The sequence below is a fragment of the Streptomyces boluensis genome (genome assembly GCF_009908195.1).
Classification (GTDB): domain Bacteria; phylum Actinomycetota; class Actinomycetes; order Streptomycetales; family Streptomycetaceae; genus Streptomyces; species Streptomyces boluensis.
In genome coordinates this window covers 1-10,841 of sequence record NZ_JAAAHS010000266.1, presented here as the reverse complement: position 1 = coordinate 10,841, position 10,841 = coordinate 1, and the positions used below count along the sequence as shown (strand labels likewise).

Annotated in this window: 10 protein-coding genes and 1 pseudogene; 4 read left to right on the top strand and 7 right to left on the bottom strand. The window is 70.3% G+C overall.

Translation table 11 applies throughout. The features are described 5' to 3' along the window. Positions 1-18 precede the first annotated feature (18 nt). Positions 19-774 (top strand): thioesterase II family protein, encoded by a 756-nt coding sequence (locus tag GUY60_RS26720; RefSeq protein ID WP_161702260.1) that lies wholly within the window; start codon positions 19-21, stop codon positions 772-774. A 157-nt stretch (positions 775-931) separates the two neighbouring features. Here the strand turns inward: GUY60_RS26720 and GUY60_RS26710 are convergent, their stop codons facing one another. Beyond that, the gene (locus tag GUY60_RS26710) at positions 932-2,377 is read right to left on the bottom strand and encodes an APC family permease (protein ID WP_223178736.1); all 1,446 of its coding nucleotides are present in this window, start codon (positions 2,375-2,377) and stop codon (positions 932-934) included. Beyond that, positions 2,374-3,309, bottom strand: a complete 936-nt coding sequence (locus GUY60_RS26705; RefSeq protein WP_161702258.1) for a carbon-nitrogen hydrolase family protein — start codon at positions 3,307-3,309, stop codon at positions 2,374-2,376. Before GUY60_RS26705 ends, GUY60_RS26710 begins: the two co-directional genes overlap by 4 nt. 201 nt (positions 3,310-3,510) lie before the next feature. Here GUY60_RS26705 and GUY60_RS26700 point away from each other — a divergent pair, with 201 nt between their 5' ends. Beyond that, positions 3,511-4,281 (top strand): TetR/AcrR family transcriptional regulator, encoded by a 771-nt coding sequence (locus GUY60_RS26700; protein ID WP_161702256.1) that lies wholly within the window; start codon positions 3,511-3,513, stop codon positions 4,279-4,281. A gap of 186 nt (positions 4,282-4,467) precedes the next feature. Next, positions 4,468-5,316: an NAD(P)H-binding protein gene (locus GUY60_RS26695; protein WP_161702254.1), complete on the top strand. Its 849-nt coding sequence runs from the start codon at positions 4,468-4,470 to the stop codon at positions 5,314-5,316. On the opposite strand, the pseudogene GUY60_RS39180 reads toward GUY60_RS26695, so the two are convergent. Further along, positions 5,249-5,575 (bottom strand): annotated as a pseudogene (locus tag GUY60_RS39180) (hypothetical protein); the annotation flags it as partial. The gene GUY60_RS26695 and the pseudogene GUY60_RS39180 overlap by 68 nt on opposite strands. 233 nt (positions 5,576-5,808) lie before the next feature. Between GUY60_RS39180 and GUY60_RS26690 the strand changes: the two are divergent. Continuing rightward, positions 5,809-6,090: a hypothetical protein gene (locus tag GUY60_RS26690; protein ID WP_161702252.1), complete on the top strand. Its 282-nt coding sequence runs from the start codon at positions 5,809-5,811 to the stop codon at positions 6,088-6,090. 230 nt (positions 6,091-6,320) lie between these two features. Here the strand turns inward: GUY60_RS26690 and fxlM are convergent, their stop codons facing one another. The 4 genes from fxlM to cutA all read right to left on the bottom strand — a co-directional run bounded on the left by fxlM (position 6,321) and on the right by cutA (position 10,640). Then, positions 6,321-7,520 carry a methyltransferase, FxLD system gene (fxlM, locus tag GUY60_RS26685; RefSeq protein ID WP_161702251.1) on the bottom strand — a complete coding sequence of 400 codons (1,200 nt, stop codon included), beginning with the start codon at positions 7,518-7,520 and terminating at the stop codon, positions 6,321-6,323. 11 nt (positions 7,521-7,531) lie between these two features. Further along, the gene (locus GUY60_RS26680) at positions 7,532-8,677 is read right to left on the bottom strand and encodes a lanthionine synthetase C family protein (protein WP_161702249.1); all 1,146 of its coding nucleotides are present in this window, start codon (positions 8,675-8,677) and stop codon (positions 7,532-7,534) included. Next, positions 8,674-10,101 carry a lantibiotic dehydratase gene (locus GUY60_RS26675; RefSeq protein WP_161702247.1) on the bottom strand — a complete coding sequence of 476 codons (1,428 nt, stop codon included), beginning with the start codon at positions 10,099-10,101 and terminating at the stop codon, positions 8,674-8,676. Before GUY60_RS26675 ends, GUY60_RS26680 begins: the two co-directional genes overlap by 4 nt. A gap of 212 nt (positions 10,102-10,313) precedes the next feature. Next, positions 10,314-10,640, bottom strand: a complete 327-nt coding sequence (gene cutA, locus GUY60_RS26670) for a divalent-cation tolerance protein CutA (protein ID WP_161702245.1) — start codon at positions 10,638-10,640, stop codon at positions 10,314-10,316. Positions 10,641-10,841 lie beyond the last annotated feature (201 nt).

Here is a 10,841-nt window from a genome sequence, read left to right as displayed (position 1 = left end):
CGCTGGAACGGAGTACTCATGTCGAGCCCCTGGCTGAGGAGGTTCGCGCCGAAGCCCGGCGCCGGGCCGCGCCTCGTCTGCTTCCCGCACGCGGGCGGCGCGGCCAGCGCCTTCGTGCCGCTGTCCCGCGCCCTCGCCCCCGACATCGACGTACTGGCCGTCCAGTACCCGGCGCGCCAGGACCGGCGACTCGAACCACCCGCCGCTTCCCTTGTCTCCCTCGCCGAGCACATCGCCGACGCCGTGACGGCGGAGCTCGGGGACGGTCAGCCGTACGCGTTCTTCGGCCACAGCATGGGCGCCGCCCTCGCCTACGAGACGGCCCGCAGGCTGCGCGCGAGCAACGGACGCCCACCGGTACGGCTGTTCCTGTCCGGCCGCGGCGCGCCCACACCCGAGCCGGGTGCCAGTGACGTGGTGCACGGCGACGCCGAACTGATCGCCAAGGTCCGGCACCTCGGCGGCACCGCGACCGGCGTACTCGACGAACCCGACCTCCTGGACATGGTGCTGCCCGCGCTGCGCGCCGACTACGCGCTGCTCAGCGGCTACCACTGGACGCCGGGACCGCCCCTCGACGTGCCCTTCAGCGTCCTGATCGGCGACGCCGACCCAGTGGTGACGGTCACCGACGCCGAGGCCTGGCTCGACGAGTCCGCACTGCCGGGCGAGTTCCATCTCTTTCCCGGCGGTCACTTCTATCTGGATGTGCTTACGGGGGAGGTGGCCGAGGTCGTCAGGGTTGCGATGAGCGGGGCGGCGGCGGTGGGTTAGGGCACGGGGAAGGGTGCGCCGCCTGGGCGATGCCGGCTGCGGCTCGGGAACGTGTCGCGGAACTCCTCGACCTGTCGGCCTCGACCCGTCCTGCGGCGAGCGGCTGCCGCACGAGCTGTCCGGCGGGCAGCGCCAACGCGCCGGTATCGCCCGCGCGTCAACCTCCTTCTCGACCTCCAGGACCGCCTGGGCCTCGGGCGGGACGGGCGGCTTCAGGACGCTCCGGCTCCGCCCCCGCAGTCAGGTCGAGCTCGGGCGTCGGCCGCCGGAACCCGCGGGTGAGCCAGAGCAGATAGGCGACGCCGGCGGCGAGCCAGCAGACGCCGATCGTCAGCGCGGTCCCGCTGAGCCGCGCGATCAGGTACACGGTGACGCAGGCGGCCAGGCCGGGCACGACCGCGTACCCGAACACCGACACGCGCCCGGTGCCGCGATTGCGCACGAAGTACACGACCACGCAGACGTTGACGACGGTGAAGCCGAGGAAGGCGCCGAAGTTGATGAACGAGGTCGCCGTCTCCAGGGAGAGGTCGAGGCCGAGCAGACACACGGCGCCCGTGAGCAGCAGGCTGAGCACCGGCGTCCTGGTGCGCGGGTGGAGCGCCCCGAAGACCCGCTTCGGCAGCACACCGTCCCGGCCCATGATGTAGAGCAGCCGGCTGGAGCTGAGCTGCACGGCGAGCCCGGAGGCGAAGCCGCCGACGATCCCGGCGATGTTGAACCAGTCGGCGAAGGTCTGCCCGCCGAGCTCGACGGACATGGTGTACGAGAGGATCTCGGGGTCGTCGAACACCCCGCCGGGGCGCACCAGTTGCATCACGTAGGCGACGGCGGCGAAGAGCAGTCCGCCGATGGCGATGACGAGCACCACGGCGCGCGGCACGGTCCGCTCGGCGTCGCGGGTCTCCTCGGAGAGCGTGGTCACCGCGTCGAACCCGAGGTACGAGTAGGCGGCGACGGCGGCAGCGGCCGAGACCCCGGCGATGCTGCTGTCCGCGTTCCAGAACGGCGCGGTGTACGACTGCGGCGGCTGCTCGCCGAGGTGGACCACACAGTACGCGACGAAGATCAGCACCAGGAACACGGCGAGAGTGGTGAGGAGTTTGTTGACGCGGTCGGTGAGCTTGAGCCCGATGATGTTGACGGCCGTGGTGAGGGAGGCGTTGACGAGCATCCACGCCCACACCGGCACGGCCGGGAACTGCGCGTTCAGGTAGATCGACTGTACGAGCCAGGCCACCATCGGCAGGAACAGGTAGTCGAGCAGCACGGTCCAGCCGACCAGGAACCCGACGGGCGCGCCGAGCATCCGTCGGGCGTACGTGTAGGCCGAGCCCGACGCGGGAAAGTGGCGGGCCATCTTCGCGTAGCTCAGGGCGGTGAGGAACATCGCCCCGGTGGCCGCGAGGAACGCGGTGGGCGCGGTGCCCGCACTGCTGACGGCGATGACGCCGAAGATCACGAGGACCAGGCTCGGCGCCATGTAGGCGAGCCCGAAGGTCACGACGGAGCCGAGCGACAACTGGCCACTGAGGCCCGCGTTCTGAGTGCCCGTCACTTCTGGTCCGGCTTGCGCGGCCGGCTGCTTCTCGTCGGCGCTCATGCCGGGTCTCCTTCCGGGGCCGGGCGCCGGTGCACGACCGGGCCCTCGGGGAGCAGCGCGGCGGGCGTCTCGGGGGAGATCGCGGGCCGCCAGGTCGCGGGGTCGATACGGCCGTTGTAGAGCGGCAGCTCCAAGGGGGTGTCGTCGGCCTTGAAGAAGTCCCAGGGCCAGGAGTCCCCGGCGGTGCCGAACTTGCGGGTGGCGGCGACCCGGTCGAAGTCGACGACGCTCAGCAGCGTGGCGTCCTCGGTGCCGACCGCGGCGACCTGGGTGTGCCCCTCGGGGTCGACGAGGAGGCTGCGGCCCTGGGCCGTGGGGCTCGCCCCGTTGACGCTGGCCACCCAGACCTGGTTGACGATGGCGTTGGCCTGGACGACGGGGATCTCCTGCGCCCGCCCGGCCGTCGCCGTCTGCACCACGTTCACGACGAGTTCGGCGCCCATCCAGGCGAGGTGCCGGGTGACCTCCGGGTACCAGGAGTCGTAGCAGATCGACAGGCCCACCCGGCCGGTGCCCGGTATGTCGAAGACGACGAACTCGCGGCCCACGCACATCGGTTCGTAGGGCCGCCAGGTGAAGATCTTCCGGTACGTCGCGACGAGGGCGCCGTCCGGGCCGTACACCACGGCGGTGTTGTAGACCCTGCCGTCGTCGGCGCGTTCGAGGACGGTGCCGGGGACGAGCCAGACGCCGTGTTCGCGGGCGAGCTCCGCGAGCCGGGCGCCGCGCGGCCCGTCGAGGGGTTCGGCGTAGGCGGCGTAGTACTCCTCCTCGGTCATGCGGTCCGCGCCGAGCGAGCAGAGGTGCAGCTCGGGGTAGACGACGAGCTGCGCGGCGTTCGGGGATTTCATCCGGGCGCGCAGACCCGCGGCGAAGTCGTCGAGCGACTCGGCGGGGGCCTGGACAAGGGCGAGGCGTAGGTGGCGGCTCATGGGACTCCTGGGGGATCTGGCTGCGTGGCCCGCAGACAGAGGGCGGGGACGGGGACACGGAACACCTGGGACAACACTGTTGTCAACGGTGTTGTCATTTCTTCTCCAAGGCGATGCCTCCGTAGCCGCCAACGGCGTTGTCATCGGTGTTGTCATCGGTGTTGTCGCAGGTGCCGGTACGCGTTGGTAGGGTCTTGGCCCATGCCGAAGAAGACGGCCGGCGCCGCCGCGAAGCCCACCTCCAAGTCCGGCGCGAAGCCCGCCGAGGACGGCGCCGTCGCCGCGCGGCCCCGCAGGGAACGCCGGAGCGTGCGCCGCGAGGCCGCCCTGACAGCCGCCTTCCGGATCGCCGAGCAGGAGGGGGCCGCCGGGCTGAGCATGCGCAGGGTCGCCCAGGAACTCTCGGTCGACGTGACGGCCCTGTACCGGGTCTTCCGCGACAAGGACGAACTCCTGCTCGCGCTCTGCGAGCGGGTCATCGAGAGCGAGCTCGCCGAACTCGGCGACGTACCCGACGACGAGCCCTGGCAGGACACCCTGCGCCGGATCGCCGCGACGATCTGGGAGAGCCAGCTGCGCTTCCCTGCGATCACCGTCCTGACCTTCGCCCGCATCACCGGGGGGCCCGCCGAGCGCCGCATGGTCGAGCTCCTTGTCGACGCCTTCGCCCGCTCGGGCCTCCCCCGCGACCGGGTCGTGCTGTTCTACCGGGCCTTCGTGGACTCGGTCCTGGGCCTGTGCGCGCACTCCGCCGTGCTCGGCTCGCTCGATCCGGAGGTCCGCGAGAAGGACGACACGACCTGGTCCCGCGTGTACGCCCACCTGCCCGAGACGGACCATCCGGCGACCCGCGCCCACATCGCCGAACTGACCGCCGTGACCCAGAAGTCGATCTACGACACCGCGGTCGAGGCGCTCCTCACGGCCACGGAACGGGCGGCGGCGGGCGAGGGGGCCGGGGGCGCCGGCTAACGCCGACAGCCCGGTTCGTGGTCGTACGCCGTCGGACCGAGGCCGGCTGGTCCGCTGTGCCGAGGCGGGTGCCGGGTGCTGCTCGTAGGGTCGTAACGGCTGGGTGCGTCAAGGGAGTTGGCGTGCCTCGGTACGGCGGGTCCGTACCGCGTCCGTATCGAAATCCGTACCGAAAGAGGAGTCCTCGTGATCGTGGTGACCGGTGCCACCGGGAACGTCGGCCGTGCCCTGGTCGAGCGGCTGGCCGCAGCCGGCCTGGCCGTGCGGGCGGTGAGCCGCAGTCCGGAGCGGGCGGCGCTGCCCGCGGGTGTGGAGGTGACGCGCCTCGACGCGGACGGCCTCTTCGAGGGCGCGACGAAGCTCTTCCTGCATCTGCAGGGGGCGGCCGGCGAGCAGCTGCCGGGGCTGCTCGAACGGGCGGCCGGAGCAGGCGTGCGGCACGTCGTCATGCTGTCGTCCGGCATCGTCGGCACGGCCGACGAGGACCCCGAGCACCCCATCCACGTATGGCACGCGCAGGCCGAACAGGCCGTCCGCGACAGCGGGTTGGCGTGGACGTTCCTGCGGCCGAACGCCTTCGCCACGAACGCCTTCCAGTGGACCGGGCAGATCCGGGCGGGCGACTCCGTGCGGGCGCCGTTCCCCGCTGCGGCGGCCGCGCCGATCCACGAGGACGACATCGCGGCGGTCGCGGAGCGCGCGCTGCTCGACGCGGGCGACGCGGGCGACGCAGGCCACGAAGGCGTCGCATACCGGCTCACCGGGCCCGAAGCGACCACCAACGCCGAGCAGATCGAGGCCATCGGGCGCGCCCTGGGACGGGAGTTGACGTTCGACGAGATCTCCGTGGAGGAAGCGGCGGAGACGATGTACCCGGACATGCCGCGGGACACGGTGCGCGCGATCCTCAAGTCGATGGCGGAGCAGGCCTTTTCGACACCGGAGATCACCACGACCGTGGAGCGGATCACGGGCCGCCCGGCACGGACGTTCGCCGCATGGGCCGAGGACCACCGGGACGACTTCGGAGGCTGAGGGGACGCCGGCGCCTCACGCACGTGGGCCATGACGAATCCGCCACACGGCTCAGGGGAATACGGAGGTCCTGGGCCGGTACGTCGTAGTCGAGGCGGGCGGGACGGGGCAGCAGCGCGGCGAGTACGGCGACGGTGATGTCCTCGCCGGGACAGCGGTGCCCGGTGGCCGCCTCGCCGCCGCCCTGCGGGACCAGCTCGTCCCGGCCGGGCTCGCGGCCGTAGGGGGATTCCCAGAGTTGGGGGTCGTGGTTCCGCCCCATGGCATGGGGACCCGACCGATGGCCCACAGAAGCGCCGACTGAAGACCTGTGGTGGCGTTCAATCCCACAAATGGCACCGGGAGTGTGATCTTCGGGCCGCGCTTCCCAGGCACGCCGAACACCTCGCCAAAGACTGCGATCACGCTCCATTCACACCGAGCTTCTCCGGTGCCTCCTGCTGTGCTCCAGAGCTCCGGGAATGCTCCTACCGCAGGAGGTTCTGCGAACCGATGACTACTTTCAGACGCGCGCTGGCACTCGGCGCCACCACGGCGGCCGCCGCCTTCTCGCTGGGAATGCTCACCGCACCCGCACAGGCTGCTGAGACCACCGCCACGACCCCTGTGCAGGCCATGACCTCCTCCAGTGCGGCGGCCCCGATGGACTGCCAGCGGAACTTTGGCCCGGTCCCGACCTGGTACAAGGTCGGAGAGGGCTACTCGCCACCGTTCCAGAAGGGTTACTGGCACTGCAGTCACAGCGGATGGGTCTGGACCGACTCCTACGCGTAAAGGGCGCTCCTCGGGCGATGCTGCGAAGCATCGCCCGTACGGGTCTGCGCCTGCGCAGCACCAGAGCTTGAGTTTGCAGCGACGGGACTCACCTCGTCGTGAACAGCGTGAGCGTCATCGCGGCGTGGTCTGCCCGGCGGGCAGCGGAGCTCTGGAGGTGCGATCTGCCCCCAAGGCGCGCGGAACCGCGGGCCGGTCCGACCCGCCGCTGCCTCTTCGGGACGGTGGAGCTAGTAGGTGAGCGTGAGGCGGATCTCGGGCTTGGCGATGCTGAAGCCCTTGGTCGGCGCCGAAGTTGTGTGCCGGGTGATCGTGATGTGGGGGATCGCGGTCCGGTCGGCGCCCCAGGTGTTGATGTGGGCGACGAGGTCCTGGGCCAGGGATGTGCCGTCCGGGCCGTACGCGGCGGCGCCGAGGCGGAAGGGCAGTTGGAGGGCGGCTTCTTCCCGCTCGGTGATCAGGTAGGCGATGGAGCCTCCGGAGACGAGGGCCGGACTGCGCAGCGGGATCGAGGGGCGGCGGACGCCGTTCTCCAGCGCCTTCGGCGTGACTTCGACGCGGCACACCCGGTTGTCGCTGGCTGTGGCGCGCAGCCAGATGCCGTCGAACGACTCCTCGCCGCCGATGCGTTGCTCGGACAGCGTGGTGGTGCACGGGGTGCTGAAGGTCGCGTCGTCGAACGCGGCCGGGTCGATGTCCTGGTCCTGGTCGTAGTGGATGCGCACGGTGTCGTCGGTGTTGAGGGCAGCGGTCTTCTCGCCGTCCTGGCCGATGACGGGGACGAAGCCGCAGAGCTCCACGCTGTCGGAGGTGAGGGTGTCGCCGTGCCGGGTGAGAGCGATCGAGCGGGTCTGCCCGCGCCAGCGCAGGGGCAGGACTACGCGGGCGTTGTCGGCGAGTTGGTCCCACCATGCGGCGGGGAAGTCCCAGAGCCCGACGGTGCCGATGAGGCGGGTGTAGGGGGCGTGCTCGGGTGCTCCGACAAGCCCGTCGCGTTCGAAGACGCGTACGCGGTTGTGTCCGGACCGGTTGAGGGTCGTGCGGGCGTGCAGGGCCACGTCCTCATCGATGTCGACTGTGGTGACGTGCCCTTCCGGGCCGGTGAGTACGTCGAGGAGGGCAGCGTTGTAGCCAGTGCCGGCGCCGATCTCCAGGATGTTGTCGCCCGCCTTGACGCCGAGCTGGTCGAGCATCATGGCGACCGTGGACGGCACGGAGGCGCAGGACAGCGGCAGAGGGCCGCTGGGGTTGTCCTTGATGCTCACGGCCTGGTCGGTGTAGGCGGTGGGCAAGTTGATTCCGGGGAGGTTGTCCTCGCGGCGGACGCTGCGCAGGGCGTGCTCGACCCTCGGTGCAAGGGGTCGTTCGGCAACGATTTCGTCGACGAGCCGGTTGCGCAGTTCTTCTGACGTGGCGGCTTCTTCAGTCACTTCGGTCGCTTTCAGTTGAGGAGGAGGCACGTTTCCCACATCGGGTCAACGGGCTGGGACGGCGTCAGGGTGTGCAGGGTGAGCAGGGCGCCGTCGGCTCCGGTGAGGAGTCCCGGGCCGTCGGGTATGCCGTGCTGCACCGTGTGGTCGGTGAGGCGTTCCCGCAGGGCAGGAAGCTCGTGGGCGATGGCGTCGTGCGAGGCGTCCGCTGCGATCCGGTCGGCGGTCAGGAGCAGCCCGGACCAGCCGTGGCAGACCGTGGCGTCTTCCAGGAGGGCGAGTTGACCGTCGTCGGTGACGCAGGAGAGGAAGGCTCGTTCGGCCAGCCGCCGGGCAGGGGTGTTCTCGCAGGCTGTCGCGGCGAGTTGGAGGGATCGGGCGATGCCTGGCGTCCCGTAGCACCAGGACGGTCTGCCCTGCGCCCCGCCCAGCCGTGGCCCATCGAGGAAGGCGTGAAGGCCCAGGGTTTCCGGCCAGCCCGTGCCGCCGCCATCAAGGGGCCTCGCCCATTGGGACAGCACGGCACATCCCTCGGCCAAAGCCTCCTGCACTAATGGGAGTTGGACGATCCCGGACCGAACACAGAGCGCAAGCAGCGCGACCGGCCCGGCGGCACCGTGCGCGATACCGAAGTTCGCGTGCCCGAGCGGCCAGTCGTCGTCGTACCGTCCGCGCGGGCTGTCGTGCGCCCACCAGCCCGGGACAGCCTGCCCGTCCACGACTGCGGGTTCCGTGAGAAGCCGGGCGAGATAGGCCGCCACGTTCGTGAGACTGTCCGTCCGACGACGATGCAGCAGGTAGGCGCCGACCCCGGTAAGCCCGCTGATCAGGTCGAACTCCCGTATTCGGGGCGGGCGTTGGGAAGCCATACGGGTGTACGCCGCCTCCAGGCGCTGATCCACGAGGATGTCGATCTTCCGATCCAGTGCTTCCAGCGTGCTCGCGTAGCCGTCGTGTCCGGCCGTTTGCAGGACGTACGCGACGGCCGGTAGCCCCTGGTACAGGCTCGCCGTTACAGGATGGGTGTCCACGGGTCGGGAGGTCAGGGCCTTGGCTGAGGTGTGCGCGGCTTCCCACATGTCACCGTGCCGGGCGAGGACCGCGTCGTACAGGGCTGTCCCAGCGAGTCCCGAGCCGAGGTCATGCAGGTTGTTCATTGTGGGCTCCTCCTGGCCAACAGGGATCGGCATGCCCGGCGGGCGGCGTAGCGGGCGGCGGCTTCGGAGTCGCGATCCGGCCCCATGACCCGGTTGTGGTGCATGTGCAGCAACGACTCCAGCACGGTGGTGCGCCGGTCGGCGGGCAGCTGCTCCTGGTACGCGCGCAGGGCTGTCCGGCGCTGGATGAGAGCCCCGGCCAGACGGGGCGAGGCAGAGGCGAGGTAGTTGTGGCCTGCGGCGCGGAGCACGCGCCGGGTGACATCTGGATCGCCGTGCCTCGTAGGCGTGTTGGCGGCGAGGTAGTTCAGGCCGTCGGCTTCCCCGAGCAGTCCCTGAGCGATGTCGACCATGCCGAGCGCGCAGAGCATGCGCCGGTCCACGCCAGCCCGGTCGGTGAGCATGTGTCGTACGGCGAGGCTGTCGGCGGTGAACACGACTTCGGCGCCGGTCATGGCCGAGCCCGTGCCGTAGCGGCCGATCTCGGGCCGGTAGGCGTCGAAAACGAGTCGTGAAGCGAGGCGGACGTCCGTCAGTCTCGCCGCCCAGGCAGAGATCGCCCGCATGGTGCAGGCGACGTCCTCCGGACCGCGGAGCACAGCGATCCGCAGGCGCAGGTGGTCTTCCTCCTGGAGGGACCGGTAGCGCACGAACCAGTGCGCATGCCCGCCCAGTTCGTCCAGCAGCGCGGGAAGGTGGTGGGTGAGGATCTCGTCCATCACGGTCGGATGCGTGAACACCTTGGCCTGGAGCCATCCGCCCTGACCAGGAGTCGCGTGGGCGAGCGACCGGTTGGTGACGAGCGGAGCCGGGGACAGGTCCGGATGCGGAAGGGACTGCTGGGTGGAGGCGAGCGGGACGACGACCTCGTGAGCGTGCCCGATCCAGCCCAGCTCATCGTCCGCCGGGGCCTCGGTCAGGTGGGCCTCATCGGTCTGAAGGCGTCGGTGCAGCAGCTGCGCGTGCAGAGGCTCGCCGAGGTCCAGGAGCAGCGCGCGGTCGTTGTCGCGCAGTTCCACACGGTCCGGGCACTGCCACTTGTTCGCCCAACTGGCCAATTCCTTCCGCCAGTTCGATCCGAACGGGCCCGGCAGGTCCTTCGCCGAGAGCCGCCACCGTGCCGGGGCCAGTGTGGTGTTGCGGTAGCTGACCCTGGGCAGGAACGGCAGGCCGGCGGCGAGCGGCCCCCAGTCGAACTCGGTCCAGTGCGTGGCGAATCCACGCCCGAGCATGGCCAGGAACCGGGCCACCGGGGGCGCCTGCTTCTCCAGCGCCAGCGGGTGCAGCACCACCGGCTCCACCACCTGGCGCCGGGAGATGCTGACCAGGTGCAGGCTGTGGCCCGTGGCGTACACGGCAAGGTCGTCGAGCGTGATGACGTTGTCCGCCTCCGGGCGGTGTTGCGCGGAGGCGACATCGACCAAGGTGTCTACGTGTCACGCCAGTTCGCTGCTACGACGGAGACCAGACCGACCACGATGGGCAGGGATCGGGCCCGGACCGTCGCCGCCTGGCTCCCTGACAGCCAGCGGGAACTCGCCCGGCACCTGCAACAATTTGCCGCCTGAGCTCTCCCGCAGACCTACCGCACAGGAGAGCTCATGGCGCAGGCGCGGAATTACTCGCTGCCTCGGGCTTACGGCGCGGCCGTCTCCTCGACCACCCAGGACAGGTATGCCTCCGACCCACCGGAAACGGGAAGAGTGATCCACTCCGGAACGTCGTAGCTGTGCTCCTGGTTCACCCAGGCTGCGAGCGCCGGAAGCCGGTCCGTCGTCGTCTTGTACGAGATTCGCCATTCTTGGTCGGTCTCGATGGCGTCCTTCCAGCGGTAGACCGCCGTGATCGGCTGATCGATATGGGCGCAGGCAGCCAACCGCTTCTCTACGGCGCCCTTCGCCAACGCCTTCGCCTGGTCCTCGTCGTCGATGGTCGTCTGCGCGATCACAATTTCGTTGGCCATGCGGCTACCTCTCCAACTCGGTGTACCGCGACCTTACCCAGCCACCTGGAGTGCACCGAAAAGCCCGTCACAGCTGTGAGTGACGGGGTTTCGGCAGAGGCAGTCAGCCAGGCAACCTGGACCAACTGACCGAGGTCGGGCCGCGACCACCGCCGGACCGGGCCCCCTACACCGACTGCCAAGTCCGCGCCCCCCGGAACC

What these genes read in the sequence shown, in the direction of transcription:
- GUY60_RS26690 (WP_161702252.1), top strand. Translation starts at nt 5,809, where the DNA reads ATGACTACTTTCAGACGCGCGCTGGCACTCGGCGCCACCACGGCGGCC.
- GUY60_RS26700 (WP_161702256.1), top strand. Translation starts at nt 3,511, where the DNA reads ATGCCGAAGAAGACGGCCGGCGCCGCCGCGAAGCCCACCTCCAAGTCC.
- GUY60_RS26680 (WP_161702249.1), bottom strand. Translation starts at nt 8,677, where the DNA reads ATGAACAACCTGCATGACCTCGGCTCGGGACTCGCTGGGACAGCCCTG.
- GUY60_RS26720 (WP_161702260.1), top strand. Translation starts at nt 19, where the DNA reads ATGTCGAGCCCCTGGCTGAGGAGGTTCGCGCCGAAGCCCGGCGCCGGG.
- cutA (WP_161702245.1), bottom strand. Translation starts at nt 10,640, where the DNA reads ATGGCCAACGAAATTGTGATCGCGCAGACGACCATCGACGACGAGGAC.
- GUY60_RS26710 (WP_223178736.1), bottom strand. Translation starts at nt 2,377, where the DNA reads ATGAGCGCCGACGAGAAGCAGCCGGCCGCGCAAGCCGGACCAGAAGTG.
- GUY60_RS26705 (WP_161702258.1), bottom strand. Translation starts at nt 3,309, where the DNA reads ATGAGCCGCCACCTACGCCTCGCCCTTGTCCAGGCCCCCGCCGAGTCG.